18 protein-coding genes are annotated in these 21008 nt (G+C 53.4%); 14 read left to right on the forward strand and 4 right to left on the reverse strand.

Annotation, left to right across the window (positions count from 1 at the left end; translation table 11 throughout):
- The first annotated feature begins 57 nt into the window (after positions 1 to 57).
- From PUT07_RS13805 to PUT07_RS13845, 9 genes are all read left to right on the forward strand, one after another.
- Positions 58 to 1158, forward strand: a complete 1101-nt coding sequence (locus PUT07_RS13805) for an SGNH/GDSL hydrolase family protein (RefSeq protein ID WP_274468682.1) — start codon at positions 58 to 60, stop codon at positions 1156 to 1158.
- Positions 1159 to 1175: 17 nt separating this feature from the next.
- Positions 1176 to 2684 carry an extracellular solute-binding protein gene (locus PUT07_RS13810; RefSeq protein WP_274468683.1) on the forward strand — a complete coding sequence of 503 codons (1509 nt, stop codon included), beginning with the start codon at positions 1176 to 1178 and terminating at the stop codon, positions 2682 to 2684.
- Between the two features lie 26 nt (positions 2685 to 2710).
- A complete protein-coding gene (locus PUT07_RS13815; protein ID WP_274468684.1) occupies positions 2711 to 4540 on the forward strand; it encodes a cache domain-containing sensor histidine kinase in 1830 nt (609 codons plus the stop codon).
- A 47-nt stretch (positions 4541 to 4587) separates the two neighbouring features.
- On the forward strand, positions 4588 to 4866 hold the full coding sequence (locus PUT07_RS13820) for a hypothetical protein (protein ID WP_274468685.1): 279 nt from the start codon (positions 4588 to 4590) through the stop codon (positions 4864 to 4866).
- Positions 4867 to 5336: 470 nt separating this feature from the next.
- A complete protein-coding gene (locus PUT07_RS13825) occupies positions 5337 to 7160 on the forward strand; it encodes an assimilatory sulfite reductase (NADPH) flavoprotein subunit (protein WP_274468686.1) in 1824 nt (607 codons plus the stop codon).
- A 37-nt stretch (positions 7161 to 7197) separates the two neighbouring features.
- Positions 7198 to 8916: an assimilatory sulfite reductase (NADPH) hemoprotein subunit gene (cysI, locus tag PUT07_RS13830; RefSeq protein ID WP_274468687.1), complete on the forward strand. Its 1719-nt coding sequence runs from the start codon at positions 7198 to 7200 to the stop codon at positions 8914 to 8916.
- Between the two features lie 123 nt (positions 8917 to 9039).
- Positions 9040 to 9738 (forward strand): DUF7002 family protein, encoded by a 699-nt coding sequence (locus PUT07_RS13835; protein WP_274468688.1) that lies wholly within the window; start codon positions 9040 to 9042, stop codon positions 9736 to 9738.
- A 112-nt stretch (positions 9739 to 9850) separates the two neighbouring features.
- Positions 9851 to 10345 (forward strand): hypothetical protein, encoded by a 495-nt coding sequence (locus tag PUT07_RS13840; RefSeq protein WP_274468689.1) that lies wholly within the window; start codon positions 9851 to 9853, stop codon positions 10343 to 10345.
- Between the two features lie 157 nt (positions 10346 to 10502).
- Positions 10503 to 11321 carry a class I SAM-dependent methyltransferase gene (locus PUT07_RS13845; RefSeq protein ID WP_274468690.1) on the forward strand — a complete coding sequence of 273 codons (819 nt, stop codon included), beginning with the start codon at positions 10503 to 10505 and terminating at the stop codon, positions 11319 to 11321.
- Between the two features lie 51 nt (positions 11322 to 11372).
- Here the strand turns inward: PUT07_RS13845 and PUT07_RS13850 are convergent, their stop codons facing one another.
- Together PUT07_RS13850 and PUT07_RS13855 are read right to left on the reverse strand one after the other, a co-directional pair.
- Complete coding sequence (locus tag PUT07_RS13850) at positions 11373 to 12326, reverse strand: DUF4871 domain-containing protein (protein WP_274468691.1); 954 nt, start codon at positions 12324 to 12326, stop codon at positions 11373 to 11375.
- Positions 12313 to 12882, reverse strand: a complete 570-nt coding sequence (locus PUT07_RS13855; protein WP_274468692.1) for an RNA polymerase sigma factor — start codon at positions 12880 to 12882, stop codon at positions 12313 to 12315. Before PUT07_RS13855 ends, PUT07_RS13850 begins: the two co-directional genes overlap by 14 nt.
- 109 nt (positions 12883 to 12991) lie before the next feature.
- Between PUT07_RS13855 and PUT07_RS13860 the strand changes: the two genes are divergently transcribed.
- Positions 12992 to 14164: an oxalate decarboxylase family bicupin gene (locus tag PUT07_RS13860; RefSeq protein ID WP_274468693.1), complete on the forward strand. Its 1173-nt coding sequence runs from the start codon at positions 12992 to 12994 to the stop codon at positions 14162 to 14164.
- A gap of 72 nt (positions 14165 to 14236) precedes the next feature.
- Here the strand turns inward: PUT07_RS13860 and PUT07_RS13865 are convergent, their stop codons facing one another.
- Entirely contained in the window at positions 14237 to 14674 is a 438-nt protein-coding gene (locus PUT07_RS13865; RefSeq protein WP_274468694.1) for a DUF6376 family protein, read from the reverse strand.
- Positions 14675 to 14794: 120 nt separating this feature from the next.
- Here PUT07_RS13865 and PUT07_RS13870 point away from each other — a divergent pair, with 120 nt between their 5' ends.
- The gene (locus PUT07_RS13870; protein ID WP_274468695.1) at positions 14795 to 15196 is read left to right on the forward strand and encodes an NUDIX hydrolase; all 402 of its coding nucleotides are present in this window, start codon (positions 14795 to 14797) and stop codon (positions 15194 to 15196) included.
- Positions 15197 to 15257: 61 nt separating this feature from the next.
- Positions 15258 to 16871, forward strand: a complete 1614-nt coding sequence (locus PUT07_RS13875; protein WP_274468696.1) for a glycosyl hydrolase family 18 protein — start codon at positions 15258 to 15260, stop codon at positions 16869 to 16871.
- A gap of 91 nt (positions 16872 to 16962) precedes the next feature.
- Here the strand turns inward: PUT07_RS13875 and PUT07_RS13880 are convergent, their stop codons facing one another.
- A complete protein-coding gene (locus tag PUT07_RS13880) occupies positions 16963 to 17811 on the reverse strand; it encodes a pentapeptide repeat-containing protein (protein ID WP_274469319.1) in 849 nt (282 codons plus the stop codon).
- Positions 17812 to 18158: 347 nt separating this feature from the next.
- Here PUT07_RS13880 and PUT07_RS13885 point away from each other — a divergent pair, with 347 nt between their 5' ends.
- Positions 18159 to 19382 carry an S-layer homology domain-containing protein gene (locus PUT07_RS13885; RefSeq protein ID WP_274468698.1) on the forward strand — a complete coding sequence of 408 codons (1224 nt, stop codon included), beginning with the start codon at positions 18159 to 18161 and terminating at the stop codon, positions 19380 to 19382.
- Positions 19383 to 19554: 172 nt separating this feature from the next.
- Complete coding sequence (locus tag PUT07_RS13890; protein WP_274468699.1) at positions 19555 to 20160, forward strand: hypothetical protein; 606 nt, start codon at positions 19555 to 19557, stop codon at positions 20158 to 20160.
- Positions 20161 to 21008: the final 848 nt, after the last annotated feature.

Genomic DNA, 21008 nt, shown 5'->3' on the forward strand with positions numbered 1-21008 from the left:
CCGAAAATTTGTAATAAAGAGCTGGCTATAAAGCCAATGAAGGAAGGGGATGTTCCGATGGATATAGCGAAAGGCGTTAACGCCGCACAATTGGATGCGAATATGCACATAACTTCAGGGACTCGCGCATTGCAATGGCACTCGCCGCTTGAGCAGCCGTTTCAAGTTGCGGGCTTCGGCTGGCTGCAAGCGGAAGGACGCTACCGCCGGCTTCCGGCACAACCGGCTTGGCCGCTGCCGGCCGCGGTCGATCAGCTGGCCGACTGCACGTCCGGCGGGCAAATCCGGTTTGTTACCGATTCCCCTGCGCTGTCTCTTCGCGTCAAGCTGAGAGGCGCAGCGGATATGTACCATATGGCGGCAACCGGACAATGCGGATTTGACTGCTATATCGGCGGACCCGGTGAGCAAGTTTTTTATGGCACGACCCGATACGATCACCGGCAGTCCGAATACGAAAGTCTCCTGTTCGATGATTTAGCCCGGGAGAACCGGATCATTACGCTCAATTTTCCATTATATCAAGCAGTGGAAGAGGTCTGGATCGGCCTAATGCCCGGTGCCGGAATCGCGGAGCCTCCCCCTTACGAGTCTGAGCGCAAAGTGATTATATACGGCACCTCCATTACGCAGGGAGCGTGCGCTTCCCGTCCGGGCATGGCGTACACGAATATTTTATCGCGGCGCTTCAACCTCGAATTTCTGAATTTGGGCTTTTCCGGCAATGGCAAAGGCGAGCCTGAGCTCGCTCATATTATCGCGGAGCTGCACGAACCGGCATGCCTCATCTTGGACTATGAAGCGAATTGCGTTTCGACGGAGCTGCTGCAGCAGACGCTGCCCGCCTTCATTGACATTTACCGGGCGAAGCATCCCGTGACGCCGATTCTGGTTATTTCGCGGATTACCCATGCAAGAGAACGTTTCGAAGCGGCCATGCGGCAGGACCGGGCTGACCGCAGACGCGTATCGATGCAGACGGTGGAACAGCGCCGCGAGAATGGAGACGCCTATATAGATTTCTGCGACGGCTCCGCCCTCCTAGGCGAAGATGCGCAGGACTGCACGGTGGACGGATCCCATCCGACGGATCTGGGCTTTGCCCGAATGGCCGACGGGCTGACGCCGGTCATGCAGCGCATCCTCGCGGAACGCTAGCCGGAAGGGGTGGGACCATGAAAGGTGCGAAACGTCTTGCTGTGCTGTCCATTGCCGTAGTCTTCACAGCCACAAGCTGCGGCACACAGGCAGGGGACAACAAGGGCGACCAAGCGTCGCCGCCGCTCATTCGCATTGTGGCGAACAGCTTGGGCATGAGCTTTCCGGAAGGCATGGATGCCGGACACAACCCTTATTTGGCCTATATCGAGCAAAATACCGGCGTTCAAGTGAATGTGACCCTGCCGCCCTTAAACGGCTACGACGAGAAGCTGAACGTCATCATGACTTCGGGGGATCCGCCGGATCTGCTCAATACGAGCTCTCCGTCCTGGTTCATCAATTTCGTCAATCAGAAAGCGCTGACGCCTTTGAACGGCTATATCGAGAAGTACGGGGCAAACTTGAAGGCCAAAATCCCTCAGGCGGCTTGGGATAACGTAACGGTGGACGGGAACATCTATGCCATTCCGAGCCTGAGCGAGGTGAAAGGGACTGAAATCATGTACGCGCGCAAGGATTGGCTGGATAAGCTGGGATTGAAGCCGCCGCGTACGATTGAGGAATATACGGCCGTGATGAAGGCATTCGCCGAACAGGACCCTGACGGGAACGGGAAGAAGGATACGTACGGGTTCTCGATTCTGGAGCGGCTCGGCAGAACCTCGCCATTCCTCGGCGCATTCGGGGTACAGATGAATGCCTGGTACGAGCGGGACGGTAAGCTTGTATATGCGGGCATTATGCCGGAAATGAAAGAGGCGCTCCGCTATTTGAACTCCCTCTATGAGCAGGATGTGCTGGATCCGGAATTTCCGCTGAACAAAATCGACGTGCTCGGCGATAAAATCGCTTCCGGCCGAGTCGGCTTGTATTCGGCCGCATGGTCCGATACCCGTACGCATATTGCAGCGAACCGCAAGCAGGATGCGAACGCCGAATGGATCCCTCTGGATTTCCCTGTAGGGCCGGGCGGCCATCATGGGGTGTACAGCACGTCCACGGTTCGCTCCTATAATGTTGTGCCTCTCAAAAGCGCCAATGCGGCAGCGGTTGTCCGATTTCTTGATTTTATCGCAGGGCCCGGCCAGATGAGTTTGAAGCTCGGCTTCGAGAATGAGGTGTGGAAGCGCGTGAACGGCAAGCTGTCCATCTCATTTGATGAACATATCAAGCACGGGTATCGCGGCATTTATGGCGCTCTCGCCGACACGGTGGATCCGGAGATGACCCGGGACCGGCTGGATGGTCTGGGCCAGCAGTACCGGTTGTATGACAATTTGCAGCGCATAGACGGCAATCTCATGCAGAACCGTTTCAACGGACCTCCGACGCCCGCTATGGGCAAGCACCAGGTCAAGCTGTCCAAGCTGCAGGAAGAGACCTTTACCCGAATTATTGCGGGCATGAGTCCGATCACGGAATTCGATGCCTTTGTGAAGAAGTGGAAGGATGCCGGCGGCGACGAGATTACCGGTGAAGTGAATGAATGGTGGCGGGAAACCGCCAAGCAGGCGAAGCCATGAACCGGACCGAATGGAGGGACCGCCGTATGGGGAAAGACGTACTGCCTAAATTGCGCAAGCTGTTGACCGGATTCATCCAGGTCAGGCTGACATGGTATTTTCTGCTGATCCTGCTGCCCATCTCCGGCTTCAGTCTGTTCGCTATCGCCAAGTCGCAGACGATCCTGGAAGTGCAGACGGGGGAGCGAACGCAAGGGGCCTTGCATACGATGGCGGATTATATCGATCTAACGCTGCAAAATATCGAGCAGCTCTCCTCTCTGATTGCGTTCGATATGAACATGAATGCGACCTTGCAGTCCGTCGGCCAAGAGCCGGGGAAGCAGTCGTTCGTGCAGCTTGCACAGGTGATGGATCAACTGACGAGCATGACGACCGTCAACTTGATGGTGGATCAAATCACGATTATTCATATGCCATCGCGGACCGTCATCTCTACGAAGCTCGGCGGCCGGAAGCTGCCGGAGGGCGCAGAGAAGCAGGATTGGTATATCCGGCTGATGGAAGCAGGCGGGGGGACTTACTTCTATACGCCGCAGGAGGGGGAATCGTATTTTGATGCGGATAGCGTGCATCTGATCCGGACGATGGATCCGTACAACCGGACGCTGATCAATCCGAATTTGCTCGTACTATCGATCAAGAAGAGCACGTTGATTGAGCAGGCGAAGCCGCTCTTGCCTTCCAAGAATGCCAACATCTATTTGTTCGGCAGCAGCGGCCAGCTCATTACCGGTACGGGAGCGGGGCTCAGCGCGCAGGTTTGGGACAAGAAGGAAGAAGCGAGATCGATCCGCAAATCGCCGCAGACCGGGACGGAAATGGTCAATATATCCGTGCAATCGAAGCTATCCGGATGGTCGCTGATGATGGAGCAGCCGCTCTGGGAAATTCGCAGCCATACGGATTCGCTGAAAATTTTCACATACGGTATAGTGGTCGTCAGTCTCGTCCTCGCGATTGTCATCTCGTGGATCGTCTATCGCGGCATTTCGTCGCCGCTGCGCAAGCTCGCGTATGGGATGAAGCAGCTGCGCACAGGCAACTTCACGATCCAATTGGAGGATCAGCGGGTGGATGAGCTGGGGTATGTCATCGAGTCCTTCAATAGGATGGCGGAAAACCAGAAACTGCTCATCCGGGACCATTATGAGAAGCAGCTGCTGCTATCCAAGATGGAATTGAAATTTCTGCAGTCCCAAATTAATCCGCATTTCCTGTATAATACATTGGACTCCATTTATTGGACGGCCAAGAACTACGAAGCTGACGAAATCAGCGAGATGGTGCTGAACTTGTCCAAGTTTTTCCGGCTGAGTCTGAATAAAGGCAATGAAACATTTTCAGTTGCAGAGACAATCATGCATTTGACATATTATATTAAAGTGCAGCAGCTCCGGTTTCTGGATCATTTCAGCGTACGGTATGAGATCGCCGAGGAAAGCAAGCCTTATCATGTGCTGAAGCTTCTCCTGCAGCCGCTTGTCGAGAATGCCGTTCTTCACGGTTTGGAGAAGATGAGTACAGGCGGCGAGCTGGTCATTTCCTCGTATTTGCAAGGGCATCTGCTCGTGCTTGAAGTGAGCGATAACGGCGTAGGCGTGGACAGCGCTAGGCTGCAATATATTTGTGCGAAGCTGGATGAAGCGGCGGGTCAGGCAGCTGACGGGATTTTGTCGGACCGCAAGAAGGAGAAGGATTTGTTCGGTCTGCGCAACGTGGTGTCCCGGATGAAAATGTACTATGGCGAGCAATCACAGTTTCGTTTCGAAAGCCGCGCAGGCCATGGAACCCGAATGACGCTTCGTCTTCCGCTGGATAGGTGCGTATCACACGTCGAGGATCAGGCGGGATGATGGATGGCCGGGGGAAGCTTGCAGCAACCATGTAGGGAGGATGAGCCATGATCTATTTCCTCGTTCTTATCCCCGTTCTGATCGTATGCGGTTATGGCCTGTACAAAGTGTATCAGAAGGTGAGAGATAAGACGGAAACTTCCAAAGTCATTCAACTGTCGTTGTACCAGGAGAAAAAGAAGGCTGCGCCGGGCAAGCAGGCTTGTTCGTTCTGCCGGAAGAAGGAGAAGAAGCTGGCCTTCTATGCGGATGAGAAGGGCACCGTTGTCGGCGTGTGCCAGGAATGCAGGCCGCAGGCGGAGCGGCGGGCTCTGATGCGCCTTTGAGAAAGCGAGGGTGGCTTCCCCGCCAATTGAGGATCAATAGGACACCACAACCGTTTGTTGCCGCGAAAATAGCCCTGAGTCCGATCTGACGGACATCAGAGCGCTTATTTTTTGCCGATTTCGAAGGGGAAATCAGGCGGCACCGGCAATTAACGGCACGGGTGTCCGTTAGCTTGTTAAATTGGCCGTTTTTCATGTGGTAAGAGCAGCGGTATCCGTCAGCTATCTGCGGGACCGCGAAGATGAAGCCTTGCCGCACCTTCAAAACCGATAAAACCAGTTGTATAAATTGGGTTTATGTCGGGTTTTATCGAATGATTTCCTCGCCATATCAGTTAATCTGATAGAACTTATAAATTCATTATAATTGACCTGTACTCTAAGCTGTGTTAGCTTCAAGAGAGTGAAAAATTATGCGACAAAATAATTGGGGAATTTTTATTACTGCAGCATACGAGAGGTGGATTTTGTTGGAACTCCAAGTAACGAACAGTCCTTTTAATCAGGAGCAAGTAGAATTGCTGAATCGTCTACTGCCTACGCTTAACGATGGTCAACGAATCTGGTTAAGCGGTTATTTTACAGCGTTGAACGCCGGAGCGGCCGGTGCCGCAGTTGCCGGTGCAGTGCCTGCATTGAGTGCGGCGCCTGCAGCGCCTGCCGGATCCAAAGAGATTACCGTTCTCTTCGGATCGCAATCCGGTAAAGCGCAAGGAGTAGCGAAGAAGTTTGCCAAGAAGCTCGAAGAGCAAGGCTTCCAGATTACGCTGTCCTCCATGTCAGATTTCAAGCCGAATGGGCTGAAGAAGGTACAGAACCTGCTCGTCATTGTCAGTACCCACGGGGAAGGCGTTCCGCCGGATAATGCGATTTCGTTCCATGAATTCCTTCATAGCAAAAGAGCGCCTCAGTTGGACGGCATGCGTTACTCCGTTCTTGCGCTGGGCGACACCTCTTATGAGTTTTTCTGCCAAACCGGCAAAGATTTCGACAAACGCTTGGGCGAGCTAGGCGCAGCGCAAATCGCACCGCGCGTCGATTGCGATGTCGACTTCGACGAGCCTGCCGCAGAATGGATGAGCAGTGTGCTTAACGCACTGAACGCCGCTTCGCCGGCAGCGGCTGTAAGCGGTGCTGCAGTTAGCGCTGTAAGCGGCGGCGATTCGGAATTCTCGAGAACGAATCCGTTCCAAGCGGAAGTGCTGGAGAACTTGAATTTGAACGGACGCGGTTCCGACCGCGAAACACGGCACGTGGAAATTTCCTTGGAAGGTTCCAACCTGCAATATGAGCCGGGCGATTGCCTCGGGATTTATCCGGAAAATCATCCCCGTCTCGTTGACGAACTGATCGAAGCGTTGGGCTGGAATGCCGACGAGCAAGTGACGATTAACAAGAACGGTGACAAACGTTCCGTACGTGATGCACTTATAAACAATTATGAAATTACGGTATTGACCAAACCGCTCCTTGAACAAGTGGCGAAATTGACATCAAACGCCGAATTGCAGGCGCTTGTTGCACCAGGCAGCGAGCAAGAGCTCAAGGCCTATATCGGTGGCAGAGATCTGCTGGATCTGGTCGAGGATTTCTCGCTGAAAGGGATTGCCGCATCGGACTTGACCGCCGTGCTGCGCAAAATGCCTGCTCGGTTGTACTCCATTGCCAGCAGCTCGAAGGCGTACCCGGAAGAAGTGCACGTGACGGTTCGTACGGTTCGTTACGAAGCGCGCGGACGTGAACGTTACGGCGTATGCTCCGTTCAATTGGCGGAAAGAGTGGCCGCAGGCGACAAGCTGCCGGTATACATTCAGAACAATCCGAATTTCAAAATGCCGGAAAATCCGGATACGCCTATCATTATGATCGGACCGGGTACAGGCGTCGCTCCATTCCGTGCATTCCTCGGCGAGCGCGAAGAGACAGGTGCCGAAGGCAAAACATGGCTGTTCTACGGCGATCAGCATTTCTCAACTGACTTCCTGTATCAGATCGAATGGCAGCGTTGGTTGAAAGACGGCGTGTTGACACGCATGGATGTTGCATTCTCCCGGGATACCGACCAGAAAGTCTATGTCCAGCACCGGATGCTCGAGAAAAGCAAAGATCTTTACCAATGGCTGCAAGAAGGCGCCAGCGTGTACGTATGCGGGGACGAGAAGCGCATGGCTCATGACGTTCACCAAACGTTAGCAACGATTATTGAACAAGAGGGCGGTTTCAGCTCCGAAGAAGCGGCTGAATACTTGTCCCGTATGCAACAGCAGAAACGCTATCAACGGGATGTCTATTAAGATTTAGCCCGTAGATTGCCAGAGGAGAGAGGCCAAGATGTCAGAAAACAATTTATTGTCGAAGAATAGCGCACCGCATAGCGAAGTTGAACATATCAAGCAGAGAACCAATTACTTGCGCGGGAGCCTCGAAGAGACGCTGCTGGATACGATCACCGGATCGATTCCGGAAGACGATAACCGCCTGATGAAGTTTCACGGCAGCTATATGCAGGATGACAGAGACTTGCGTACCGAGCGCCAGAAGCAAAAGCTGGAGCCGGCCTATCAATTCATGCTGCGCGTACGTGCTGCCGGCGGTGTCGTGACGCCGGACCAATGGCTCATGATGGACCGCATCGCACAGAAATACGCCAACGGAACCATCCGTTTGACAACGCGCCAATCGTTCCAGCTTCACGGTGTGCTCAAATGGAACATGAAAAAAACGATTCAAGAAGTCAACGCCGCGATGCTCAGCACGCTCGCAGCTTGCGGTGACGTGAACCGTAACGTGATGTGCAATCCGAATCCGCATTTGTCGGACGTGCACGGCGAAGTGTACGAATGGGCTTGCCGCATCAGCAATCATTTGGATCCGCAGACGCGCGCATACCACGAAATTTGGCTCGACGGCGAGAAAATCGTCCACAGTGAGGACGAAGAGCAAGAGCCGATTTACGGCAAAGTGTATTTGCCGCGTAAGTTCAAAATCGGGATTGCCGTTCCGCCATCCAACGATATCGACGTTTTCTCGCAAGATTTGGGCTTCATCGCCATTGTGGAGAACGGCAAGCTGCAGGGCTTTAACGTAACGGTAGGCGGCGGTATGGGGATGACGCATGGCGATCCGTTAACATATCCGCAGGTTGCGCAAGTCATCGGCTTCGTCACGCCGGATCAAGTCGTTGATTTGGCTGAGAAAACCGTGACGATTCAGCGTGACTATGGCGACCGTTCCGTACGGAAGCATGCGCGCTTCAAATATACGATCGACGACCGCGGTATCGAGTGGTTCGTTGACGAGCTGACCAGCCGCCTCGGCTGGAAGCTGCAGGCAGCGCGTCCGTACCAGTTTGACGATAACGGCGACCGCTATGGTTGGGTTAAGGGCAGCAACGGCAAATGGCACTTCACCCTGTTCATCCAAAACGGCCGTATCAAAGACGAAGAAAACAATCAACTGCTGACAGGCCTTCGCGAAATCGCCAAAATTCACGGCGGCGACTTCCGTCTGACGGCGAATCAGAACTTGGTGATCGGGAACATCAGCGCTCAGAAGAAGAAAAAGATCGAAGAAATGATCAAGGAATACGGTCTGACGGACGGTATGCACTACACGGCTCTGCGCAGAAGCTCCATGGCTTGCGTTGCGCTGCCGACGTGCGGAATGGCGATGGCGGAAGCCGAGCGTTATCTGCCTGAGCTGATGGACAAAATCGAGCCGATGCTGGCGGAAGCCGGGATTAGCGAGAAAGAAATTACCATCCGGATGACAGGCTGCCCGAACGGCTGTGCACGTCCGATGCTGGCGGAGCTGGCGTTCATCGGTAAGGCGCCTGGCAAGTACAACATGTACTTGGGCGGCGGCCATGCCGGTAACCGTCTGAACAAGCTGTACAAAGAAAATATCGGCGAAGCGGAGATTCTGCAGTCGCTTCAACCGATTATCACCCAATATGCCAAAGAGCGTTGGGAAGGCGAACATTTCGGCGATTTCGTCATCCGCGCCGGCTATGTGAATGAAGTTCGATCCGGTCAAGAATTCCACGCATAATACGATAGAAGGGCTGTCCCGAGGTCTGCATTGGCCTCTGGGATGGCCTTTTGCTTTGTCCGTATGGAACTCCCCGGCCGGTGGGAACCTATTCTAAGCTTGGAAGGATAAGGGGAATGAAGGATGGACGATGAAGCGGTTCTAGCCATTGCCGATATGATAACCCGTGCGGGGAGCCGGAAAAGCTTATTTCATTTTACGAGAGCCTCCAATTTACTTGCCATTGCGGCGGAGAATACGCTCGGTTCCAGTCATTGGCTGGATCCCGGACAGGCGGGAGAACGTCGGGTTCAGCCGGAGAGTATTCGACATCAGGGGTATCGGATTACGATTAACGCGCACTTGCGGATCGCCGAGAGCATGATGGAGGCAGGGACGACGCTGGAGCAGTTCCGGGCGCATCTGGACCGGCATGTGTTTTTCTGGCCGACGCGTAAGGATTGCCAGATGATGATAGACACATATAGCAGGAGGGAGCCGGAAGAAGCTTTCGCCGTGCTGGAATTGGACGCCAGGTCCATGTTCATAGCGAATCATTCCTCCGTGAAGCTCTCCAAATACGATTCGGGCAGCTCTCCGCGCTTTCCGCATCGGTGCAGTTACCGTAAAAGCTTGGCGATGTTCCTGCCGTTCCAACAATTCGGTACCGTGACGAACCCGTTGGTACCCGCCAAGCCTTCCGAGATCAAAGAAGTATTGATGGAGAACAAGGTAACCGGCATTTCCTCCTTTCTGAAGGCCTTATATGTTAATCATTCGGATACGCTGCCGGAGAACTGGAGGCAACTCGCTCGGCCGTGGGTGGAATGGGTTGAAAAATAAGCTTTGCCGACGAAATTCGCCGAAACAAGCTGCTTCGTGGCACGATTGCACATACACTGTTACATCATGGAATAGATTACATTAAGCAGCTGTGCGATGAGGAGGGGTACAGGTGAGATACACGGTGCAATATATACCTCTGAGTAAAATTAAGCCGGAAAGTACCATATCCAAAGCCTCTGGTCGAAAAAAGGAATTGAAAAAAGTAGCGCAGGATCTCATGCATTTAATGGTCGTGCAGAAAAGCAAAAAAGCGAAGGGCTACGTCATTTTGGACGGACAGCAGCATTTCAATTTCCTCAAAAAGCATACCAAAAAACAATCCGCCGTTTGTCTGGTGGATGAAAGCAAGCTTAGTGAAAAGGTCGGTAACTTCGTGAACCGTTTCCGCAAACGGACGCTGCCTTATGAAATTCCGCCGATCAAGTCGGACCGGGTAACGGTTAGCAGCTGGTCGATCATTCGCACCTTTCTGAAGCGGGAGCCGCGATTCCGCAAGCTGTCCCGCAGAGAGCAGCTCAAGGTGTTGAGACTCGGCATGCAATATAAGAAGACGACGATGCGCAGCATGCAGATCAAAGTAGACGAATTGCTTAGGAGCACTTAGGAGCCCTTAGGAGCTGAAAACACAGATAACAAGAGGGCTGCCCATGCAGCTCTTTTTCCGCTGCAAGCGAGTTCGCTCCGTGCCCATATTCCTGCCTCCGGCTAGGCAGAATGTTGTATAATGAGGAAAACAATCGCAGTAAGGAGAATTAGAAGCCATGCTAGAGAATGTTCGCACGAATAATGTTCAGCGGTTTGCCGGGTTCGGCGCTTTGTACGATCAGAACCGGCCTACAGCTCCCGCTGAGGTGGTTAAGCTCTTGACTGCCTATCTATCCAGCCAGCCGCATACCGTCGTCGATGTGGGCTGCGGCACAGGACTGTCCTCGTTTATTTGGTTGAACGCGGCACAGCGTATTATCGGCGTAGAGCCAAGCGACGATATGCGCACTGTAGCCATAAGCAAATGGGAAGCGGTTCATAAACCGGAACAGCTGCGTTTTGTGAAGGGACTTTCGCATGAGCTCGAGCTGCCGGATGCATCCGCCGACATCATCACGTGCTCTCAATCGTTCCATTGGATGGAACCTCAGAGCACGCTTCGGGAATTCGCGCGCGTCCTTCGTCCCGGCGGCGTATTCGCCGCCTATGATTGCGATTGGCCGCCGGCGCTCAATTGGCAAGTCGAAGAAGCGTTCCGCAAGCTGAACGCTTTAAGCGACGCTCGGGCGGCCGAGCTGTCTCCGCAAGAAGAGCAAGCCCGCAAATGGAGCAAGGAAGAGCATCTGCAGCAAATTAGCGGCTCCGGCTTATTCCGTTACAGCCGTGAAATTGTTTTCCATAACTGGGAAGTTTGCACCGCAGAGCGCTACGCGAATATCGCGCTTAGCCAAGGAGGTCTGCAAACCGCCTTGAAGCGGGGAGCGGACGACCTGCAAGCCGAAATAACGGCGTTCCGTGAAGCGGTCGCGGAAGCGTTCGGCGGCGAAGAGCGGGACGTATTGTTTGGCTACCGGATGCGTATGGGTGTGAAATAAGTTGAAAGAACGGCGCTTGGAAGGAATGATTCCGTCCAGGCACCGTTTTTTTTAATTGACCTGTACGACGATCGGATCCAACAACATGCCTCGCACATAAGGAAGCAATCGCCAGCGCCCGGCCTCCGGCAGCATCATGGACGTCGGCAGATGGCGGTCGGCGCCATTCAATTCGCCGCCCAGAGCATTGGCTGAGCTAAGCGGGTCCGATGCGAATACGGTGATCAATGTGTCGGAGCCTTCCTTGACCGCTTTCACTTCAAAAGGCCCGTTTAACTGTTCGTCGGTTCCCCAGAAATGCCACATATACTTCTGCACTTTCCCGGCTTCGAATCCTGCATCAATAAATCCGATTCGGTTCTCTACGCCGCGCAGCCAATATTGGTTGGCTTGGAATAAGGGGGCGACGTCCCATGCCGAACGATGCAGCGCCAACTTCACACTACCGTATAGGGTGTCATCCAGTTTCACCTGCAGCTCCCACTGCCCCTCGAGGGGCAAGGCGAATCGGATTGCATAGCGTTCAAGTCCAGGGTATCCGCTGCTCGGCTGTTGAATGTTTTCGGAGGAGACCGTTTCTCTGATGCCCGTTCGCATGTGAATGGCTTCGACTGTCAGCGTTTTGCCGTAGAACGTTTGGAACGGAGCCTCAAAGTGGAAAATATACCCGTTCGTCACACCTGCCTGCGCGCCGGGTTCAGCGGCAACGGAGAAGAGCAGTCGCCCGTCTGGGGTGTACGCGCGATTGCCATCCACAGCGACGTTAGATGTACCGATAAGCGGCGCGATGAAAGAAAAGGGCGCATCCTTCCTCACCTCAATAACGACGAATAGGAGGAGCATTACGGCGGGAATGAGGGACGCAAGGGCTATTCGCTTGAACCGCCGACGGCGTACTTCGCGCGTTCGACTTCGAATTTGATTGGCAAGCGTCCGGGTAAAATGCGACCCTGTAAAAGGGGAATCGGCCAGTTGCTCCGCCCATAAGGGCTTATCTTCTTTCACGTTCATCCGCCTCCTTATATTCCTGCGACAGCCATTTGTTTAACGTCTTCTTGGCACGGTGTGATCTAGATTTAACGGTTCCCTCCGAAACCCGCAGCAGCTTGGCAATTTCTTTCTGCTTCAGTCCATAGTGGTAATCCAGGATGAGGACTTCCCGATATTTCCTGGGAAGCTGCAGGACCATATCCCACAAGTGCCGATTTTCCAACCGCGTGAAGATCACTTGCTCAGCCGGCGGGGCATTGTTTCTGGCAAACAACCGGTCTGTCAACGTAACTTTACGGATAAAAGCGCTCTGCAGAACATGCATGGCTTTATTCCTGGTAATGGTCAGCAGCCAGCTCTTGACCGAGCAATCGCCGCGGAAGGCGTAGATCCCGTTATAGGCTGCTAGGAACACTTCTTGAGACAAATCATCAGCCGCCTCTCGCCGGCGTGTCAGGAAGTACGCGAAATTCCACACATCTTCCCCGAAATTTTCCATTAACTCACAGAGGATTTGATCCCGGTCATAGCCTTGGTCCAAATATTTCAAGTAATCCATTTCATCGGTCAATATAGTTCACCCCAATAGATAAGACCGGACTATTCATAAAAGGTTCCCATCCATCATACCATTTAGGATCATTTATCGCTGACAACCCGATAGGAGGGGGGCCTAACTTATGGATACGGGAAAACGAAATGTGCCTCAGCCCATACGTTATGACGGCGCAGGGGGAATGGATACGGGACCCAGGGACATCATGAGGGACATGGAGAACCCCGACATGCTGGTGCCGCCGATCACGGACAACGGCTTAATGCCGAATTTGAAGTTCTCATTCTCAGATACGTCCATGACGTTGAATCAGGGCGGATGGTCCAGAGAAATTACGGTTCGGGAGCTGCCGATCGCCACGACGATGGCCGGCGTCAATATGAGTCTGACAGCCGGCGGGGTGCGCGAGCTGCATTGGCATCAGCAGGCGGAATGGTCCTACATGCTGCTAGGCCGTGCGCGAATTACAGCCATCGACCAGAACGGCCGCAATTTCATTGCCGATGTCGGACCAGGCGATCTCTGGTATTTTCCGCCGGGTCTCCCGCATTCGATTCAAGGGTTGGAGCATTGTGAATTTTTGCTCGTTTTCGATGACGGTCATTTCTCGGATTTGAACACACTGTCCATCTCGGATTGGTTCGCACATACGCCCAAAGATGTGCTGTCCGCCAATTTCGGCGTGCCGATGAGCGCCTTTGACCAAATTCCTAAACAACAAGTTTACATTTATCAGGACACCGTGCCCGGTCCGATCGAGACCGACAAGGTACCGTCTCCGTACGGCACGATCCCGCTTAGCTTCAAGCATCAGCTGTTAGCACAGACGCCGATCAAAACGCCGGGGGGCAGCGTGCGCATTGTGGATTCCACGAATTTCCCGATATCCACGCAGATCGCAGCCGCGCTGGTCGAGATTGAGCCTGGCGCCATGAGAGAGCTGCACTGGCATCCCAACAACGACGAGTGGCAGTATTATCTCAGCGGCCAGGGACGGATGACGGTGTTTACCGGCAATGGCAATGCCCGGACGTTCGATTACAGGGCCGGCGATGTCGGCTACGTGCCATTTGCAACGGGGCATTACATCCAGAATACGGGGACGCAGACGCTGTGGTTTCTGGAGATATTCAAAAGCGACCGCTTCGAGGACGTCTCCTTGAATCAATGGATGGCGCTAACGCCGCATGAGCTGCTGAAAGGGAATTTGCATGTGGGAGCGGAGCTGATTGAGGCGCTGCGCAAAGAAAAATGGCCAGTCGTCAAATATCCCGGATTCTCGTATTATCCCAAGTAACTGAGACCAAGAGAGGGTGCCCCCGGCCATTGCCATGGCTACAGGGACACCCTCTGCGTCGTTCCGGTACGATTATCCGGTTAAGCTGCTGATGCGGTTAATCAGTCCGGTTATATCGTTAATCGTCGTGATGATTTGTGAATTTTGCAGCTTATCGAGCGCCAAGTGCCCGTTCTCTACCACTTTGTTGATTTCATCCAACAGCACTTTGTTTTTGTCCACGAGTTGTTGGTGAATATCCTTGGCGATGGCCGGAACGCTTCGTAGATTAAATTGTTCGATGTCGGCCTTCAAGGCTAGCAACTGTTTCTCTAACTCGGCTTTGGTTTCGGGATTCGCTGCCGCATCCTTGATCATCTGGGGAGCTTGTTCTGCGAAAGTACTCAGTTTGTTTATATGCGAAGTAGCTTGATTGACATAATCCAGTGTGCTGTTGGCACTTTCCAGGAATGAGCAGCCACCCACTAATACGGAGGAAAGCAGCACAACGAACAATAACGATTTTCTCATGAATACCAACTCCTTTTCTGTGCAAATTTGTGAATAAGGGTTTAGTTTGGTATTGTTTTATTACGTTTGTCAGTAAGCAGAGTTTCAAGCTTTGCGAAAAAAGAAGGAGAACAAACCGTCATGACAACATTCATTGATAAAATCGCACTGATTTACATTGAGAACGGACAAATCCTCGGAACGCGTTCCAAGGGCAAAGAGCTGTATTATTTACCGGGGGGCAAGCGGGAGCCTGGGGAAACGGACGTCGAGACGCTGGTCAGAGAAATCGAGGAGGAGCTGGCCGTACGGGTGAAACCGGAGACAGCCGTTCATGTCGGCAATTTCGAAGCGCAGGCGGACGGGAAGGCCGAAGGCATTGTCGTGAAAATGACTTGCTACGCCGCCGAGCTGGACGGCAAGCCGAATGCGGCTTCGGAGATCGAAGAGCTGGAATGGCTGTCGTATAAAGACCGGGACCGTGTTTCGCGCGTGGTTCAAATCATATTCGATCATCTGCATGAGAACAATTGGATCTCGTAAGGGAAGCAACTATTTCTTTCCCCGTGCGTCTCATTAATGAGACAGAGAGGAGAGATTTCAGTTGTCAGTATTTAAAAAGGCAGTTCAAACCGCGGCGCTGCTTGTGTTGGCTTCCTCAGGCACCGCTTATGCATACGATGTGCAGCTCAAGCCGTTCACCGATGTGACGGACCAAGACTGGTTTCGCAATGAGGTGTATTCTCTCTCGGCGATCGGGATTATCGATGGATACTCGGATTTAACGTATAAACCGGACGGACAGCTGACTCGTGAGGCGTTCATTAAATTGTTGGTGACCGCCGAGCAAGTCGGCGTCGATTCATCGGGCGTCGGGACGGCGCCCATCCCGGATGTGGAGAAGGGAAGATGGTCGTATCCCTTCGTTACCGCTGCATTTGAACGGAAATGGATCGATTTCCTGGTCAATGAGCATGGCTTGTTCAATCCGGAGAAGGTGATCACGCGCGAAGAAGTTGCCACAATCGTCGGGAAGTCGCTGCTGGACCGGCTGCCTCAAGAAGCTCGTGACCGGTGGATGGCGCAAGGATGGCAGGATGAACAAGGCAAGCGGCAATTTATCGACGGTCCGGCTTTCACCGAAACGCTCCGAGGGTATGCTTACTATGCCGTCAATCAAGGCGTGATGGAAGGCGACGAGACGGGATTCCATCCGCAGCAGTCGCTAACGCGCAAGGAAGCGGCGGCCATCGTGTACCGGTTGATTGAGCAACAAACAGCGAACCGTGAAATAGAGAAAACCGGATTCTATGCGATTCGTTCGTACCCGGCTCTTGACCGGATGCCGCTGCTCGACAAGGTGACGTTCGGCTGGTCCAATTTGGCCTACACGGCGCCTGGCAAGGCACAACTGAGTATGACGGAGACGGAGTACAAGCTCCCTTCCGGTTGGGAGGAAGCCGTTCAAACGGCGAATGCGTCGGGCGTAGATAAGGACTTAATGGTTTACTACGGCAAATCCGATCTGCAAGAGTTCTTGAAGGATACCCCCGCCCAGGAAGCTTTCCTGAGTTCTTTGGAAGCGGTTCTGAAGGATGCCAGGTACGGCTTTACCGGCGTTACGATGGACTTGGAAGGGTTGAAGGATTCATCCAGCGCTCCGGATTATGTCCGTTTACTTCAAGCATTGAAGAAGGCGGTCCCAGCTGCTAAACTAACCGTGGCCGTGCCGCCGGACTATTATTACAAAGGCTATGATTTGCAGGGTATCGGCGCGCTGGCGGACACCGTCATTCTCATGGCTTATGATTTTACGCATGACGACAGCAAGCTGCCGTCTGCGCCGCTGCCGCTTGTCGGCGATGCCGTGAAGCGAACGCTGCTCGCCGTTCCGAAAGATAAGCTGGTGCTCGGTATATCCAAGCAAGCGAACCAGTGGCTGACTGCCGGCGGCGTCACCCAAACGTATCTGCCCGATATTGCATCCGTCGAGCAGCGGCTTGCGTCACCGGGAATCAGCCAGTGGATGAATGTGCCTTATTTCCTCCGGGAGATCGGCTTCCAGGATGAACGGGGAAGTCATGATATTTATTATGAAGATACAGCCAGCATCGAGAAGAAAATATGGCTTGCTCAATTTTATGGTCTTAAAGGCGTTTCTTTCTGGTACATGGGCAATTATACCGATTCGGATTGGGCACTTATAGAGCGGAAATAATGAATAGCGAACAGTTCAAAACGTATCGTTTTGAGCTGTTTTTTTTTGCATGAAAACAAGAAAACCACCGTCTCTGCGGTGGTTTTCCTTATTAAGCGCGCCAATGCGTCGGCCGGCTCAGACGTGGCGGCAGCTTCGTCAGCGCATCGCCCTTGGCGGCATTGATCTGGAACTGCGTAACGAACAGGGCGCTCGTCAAGTCAGCTCCGCTCAGGTTGGCATCCCGCAGATCAGCGCCAATGAGATCAGCCGCACGCATGTCGGCTCCGCTGAGATCGGCGGCGATCAGATATGCGCCCCTGAGCAGAGACCCCCGCAGGTCAGCGCCTTTGAGATTGGCCCCGATCAGATCCGCGCCTCTGCCGATAGCCTTAGACCGGCCTTTCCCGCTCTTCATAGGACGGGGAGCGCTTGCCCGCACAAGCTCGCTGGCTTGAAGCAGCAGCTCGTTCACTTTGGCCCGGTGTGCGGGCATATCGAGCTGGATAAGCGCTTCGGGCTTCAGCAGTGTGAGGCTCTCGGTCTCACGCAACACGGCGCGAAGCGCTTCGTGAATCGGCTGGGTGAGCTCCAGCTCCAGCGCTTCGGTCAAATACCACAGCAGCTCGTGAAGCTGCCGCATAACCGGGATTACGTCGAACATTTCTTTCGCAGAATCCGGGACTTGCCGCCAATCCCGTCCTCCGTAAGTCACCTGCGCGACATGCTGTCCAGCGCCGAAGCAATCATACACCGTACAGCCCCGGTAGCCGATGTTTCTTAATTCGCGATGAACGCCGCAGCGGTAGTCAGCCTCCAGATTCGGGCAAGGATGTCCGGCCGATTTATCGACGGCGAAATCGACGGAAGCGGCGAACGGCAGGGCGACACAGCACAAGCCGAAGCAGCGCTCGCAGTCTGCCTGCAGGTGATTTCGCTGTGTATTGGAAGCGGCTTCCATAGGTTGCTCAGTCAACGTGCTTCCTCCTCTTACATGGATGTATCTGTGTTCTACCATATAATTTCAGGTATCTCCCCGTCAACGGCAGTCTTTGGTTATAACGATTCTTGCCGAAATCATCAATGCGTTTACGCTTTTTACAGACGTGAGAATCCAGTTATTTTTCATAATGTCAATGCAATTGTAGCTTTTGTTCATAGGCAAGCCTGCCGGTTGTGTCCGATAATGGATCGTGAGTGCTGGTGTATATTTCCAAAAGTGGACTTAAGTCAAAGAGGAGGTGGGCAAGGGCTGTTATTTTGAAAACGTTCACAACAGCAGGTATACGAAACGGAGGAAAAGCAAGCATGATGAAACAAGCAGTAAGCTTCATGATGGCGATTACCTTAACGGCAAGTTCTTTGCTCGGCCTGCCGGCAGATATCAGCGCTGCAGGCACGACAGGAACGCCAATCAAACCTCAACAAGATGTAACGGTCTATTCCAACGGCTACTATTTGAATAGCAAAATCATTGCGGCCGATACCGTCAATTACCACCAACATGCCGATGATGGCGGAGCTGCGGATATCATGCGGGTAGGTCTGCAAGATGACGGAACTTCGGCATACACGTACATGAAGTACGATATTTCGGGAATACCCGTCTTAACGCCAGGGATGGAGGTGGAGCTGGCGTTTCAAGCCTCCTCCTCCGAGCAGATGGAGCTCAGCGTTTATGGCCTTCATCCGCTGCAAGCGGCGAGCGATTGGTCGGAGACGACGATGACATGGAGAAGCAAGTTCTTGAATTTGACGGACTCGATCGACACCATTCAAATCCCGAACGCTTCTAGCGGCATTCAATTTAACCTGACCGATTATATTATGGATAATCAGAAAGCCGGCAAGTCCATCATCGGGCTCGTAATGAAGGCGGAAACGACTGGCGTCATTGAGCTGAGAGGTCACGAGACAACGGATAGCGCCGGTGCAGGACGAATTCCGGTCTTGATTGTGAACGAGCAATCCGATCTCAGCGGACATTGGGCTCGCAAGCAAGTGGAGCAGCTCGCTTCCAAGTTCCTTGTCCATGGTGCTGGAGATGACCGGTTTATACCGGATGCTGCGATTACGAGAGCGGAGTTTGCCGCTTTGGTTACGAGAGCGATCGGGCTGGCGGCCAAAGTTAACGGCAGCTTCGCCGATGTATCCGGCACAGCCTGGTATGCGGGTGCCGTAGGTGCCGCCTCGGCTGCGGGGATTGTCGAAGGCGATGAGGCACATGCCTTTAAACCGGATGCAAGCATTACGCGCGAGGAGATGGCGGTGATGATTGTGCGCGCTCTGCGAGCGGCAGGCTTGGCCGAGCAAGCGGCGGAAGGTGGTGCGGTTGCGGTGGATGCGGCGCTGGCGCGCTTCGAGGACAGCGGCTCCATCAGCGGCTACGCCAAAGCTGCGATTTCCGAGGCGCTGCAAGCAGGCATCGTCGAAGGCATGACGGCGAGCACATTTGCGCCTCAGAACAACGCGACGCGTGCTGAGGCGGCTGTGATGCTGCAGCGCATGCTGACGTATATGCATTTCAACTAAATGGAAAATGGAAGACGGGGCTTGCCCGATTGGCTTGAATGGCCGGTTGGGCGGCCTTTTTGCTTTGCACAAAACATCTCTTTTCAACCGTATGACACTCAAGTATTTGGGTATAATATAGTATTTACATACGAAATAATAACAATTTCCATGGTGAAGAAGGTGAATGACGATGGGGAAGGCTTTGGGGAAAAGCAGGGGCAACGATCTCTTCGAGCTGGCGCTGTATGTGCTCGCTGCAGTGTGTTTCGTGTATTTTCTGATCAAGGGCAATATGCCGAAAGTGTGGCAGGCCGTCTTGATTACCGCCGTGCTGCTCCTAATCAGGCTCGTGGTGCGACTAACGAAAACGACGATGTTTGCCGCGCTGCGATTTTGTGTGCTGCTTTTCATATTTATTGCGATGTTTATGGCAAACGAGTTTGGCTTCTACAGTGTGATCCCGTACTTGGACAAATTCGAGCACCTCTTCTCGGGGGTCATCTTATGTTTCATAGGTTTGCTCATTTACGAAAAAGCAAGCGATAAAGAGAACAAGACGGTAACGCTCAGCGCAAAAGTGGCGATTTGGCTCTGTTTGTTCTTTTCCGTGGCGATGGCCGGCGTTTGGGAAATATATGAGTTCACGACGGATCACCTGTTCGGACTTCATTCGCAGAACAACAGCTTGCTGGATACGATGACGGACATCATATGCGGTTCGATCGGCGCAGTGCTCACGAGCCTATATCTCGTTGTTCAGGCGAAACGCAAGCGCCTGCCGCTTATTGATGAATAACGCGAATGGCTGTCGGTAACGCTGTACGCAGCAAAAAAAGGATGCCCTTGGGCATCCTTTTTTGCGTCTGTCGCAGGGAGGGGCTGAGCGAGCGTTACAGGAAGAAGGTGTTACTACGGCCACTGGTGCCACCCGCTAAAGGAACGGATACAAACAACGACAAGAGTAACTGCTACTGCCAACCGCTAAAGGAGTGGCTACAAGCAACGACGAGAGTTACTGCTACTGCCAACCGCTAAAGGAACGACCACAAACAACGACAAGAGTAACTGCTACTGCTAACCGCTGCTGCCAACCGCTATAGTAACTGCCAATGCTGACACTGGAGTAGCTTCCACTGTCAAGTGCAGTAGTAACTGCCACTTGGACTGCCATGGTTGATAGTTCGCCATCGGCGACTAGCCACAACTACCACCGCGAGCAAGCTGCTGCTCGCGTTCTGATTCTAACGGACACCACGGCCGTTAAAGCCGTGCTCTTCGCCGCGTCGCGGCGCTAACGGACATGAGAGGCCTTATTTGCCCGATATTCAGCGGAAATCACGCTGAAATCGGCAAATAGCCGCCCTGGTGTCCGTTAGAAATCCAATTCGGCCTATTCCAGCCGAATAGCGTCCGCTGTGTCCGTTAGCGCCACAGGACACCTCCATGAGCTCGCCGCCTCGCCATCGGCGGACTAGCCAAAGCTACCACCGCGAGCAAGCTGCTGCCCGCGTGTCAGATTCTAACGGACACCACGGCCGTTAAAGCCGTGCTCTTCGCCGCGTCGCGGCGCTAACGGACATGAGAGGCCTTATTTGCCCGATATTCAGCGGAAATCACGCTGAAATCGGCAAATAGCCGCCCTGG

The sequence above is a fragment of the Paenibacillus sp. MAHUQ-63 genome, assembly GCF_028765165.1.
In the GTDB taxonomy this organism is placed as follows: domain Bacteria; phylum Bacillota; class Bacilli; order Paenibacillales; family NBRC-103111; genus Paenibacillus_E.

Excerpts from the sequence above, each read along its gene's own strand:
- PUT07_RS13865 (WP_274468694.1), bottom strand. The coding sequence starts at position 14,674 with ATGAGAAAATCGTTATTGTTCGTTGTGCTGCTTTCCTCCGTATTAGTG.
- PUT07_RS13880 (WP_274469319.1), bottom strand. The coding sequence starts at position 17,811 with ATGGAAGCCGCTTCCAATACACAGCGAAATCACCTGCAGGCAGACTGC.
- PUT07_RS13815 (WP_274468684.1), top strand. The coding sequence starts at position 2,711 with ATGGGGAAAGACGTACTGCCTAAATTGCGCAAGCTGTTGACCGGATTC.
- PUT07_RS13820 (WP_274468685.1), top strand. The coding sequence starts at position 4,588 with ATGATCTATTTCCTCGTTCTTATCCCCGTTCTGATCGTATGCGGTTAT.
- PUT07_RS13810 (WP_274468683.1), top strand. The coding sequence starts at position 1,176 with ATGAAAGGTGCGAAACGTCTTGCTGTGCTGTCCATTGCCGTAGTCTTC.
- cysI (WP_274468687.1), top strand. The coding sequence starts at position 7,198 with ATGTCAGAAAACAATTTATTGTCGAAGAATAGCGCACCGCATAGCGAA.
- PUT07_RS13890 (WP_274468699.1), top strand. The coding sequence starts at position 19,555 with ATGGGGAAGGCTTTGGGGAAAAGCAGGGGCAACGATCTCTTCGAGCTG.
- PUT07_RS13870 (WP_274468695.1), top strand. The coding sequence starts at position 14,795 with ATGACAACATTCATTGATAAAATCGCACTGATTTACATTGAGAACGGA.
- PUT07_RS13835 (WP_274468688.1), top strand. The coding sequence starts at position 9,040 with ATGGACGATGAAGCGGTTCTAGCCATTGCCGATATGATAACCCGTGCG.
- PUT07_RS13845 (WP_274468690.1), top strand. The coding sequence starts at position 10,503 with ATGCTAGAGAATGTTCGCACGAATAATGTTCAGCGGTTTGCCGGGTTC.
- PUT07_RS13860 (WP_274468693.1), top strand. The coding sequence starts at position 12,992 with ATGGATACGGGAAAACGAAATGTGCCTCAGCCCATACGTTATGACGGC.
- PUT07_RS13885 (WP_274468698.1), top strand. The coding sequence starts at position 18,159 with ATGATGAAACAAGCAGTAAGCTTCATGATGGCGATTACCTTAACGGCA.
- PUT07_RS13805 (WP_274468682.1), top strand. The coding sequence starts at position 58 with ATGGATATAGCGAAAGGCGTTAACGCCGCACAATTGGATGCGAATATG.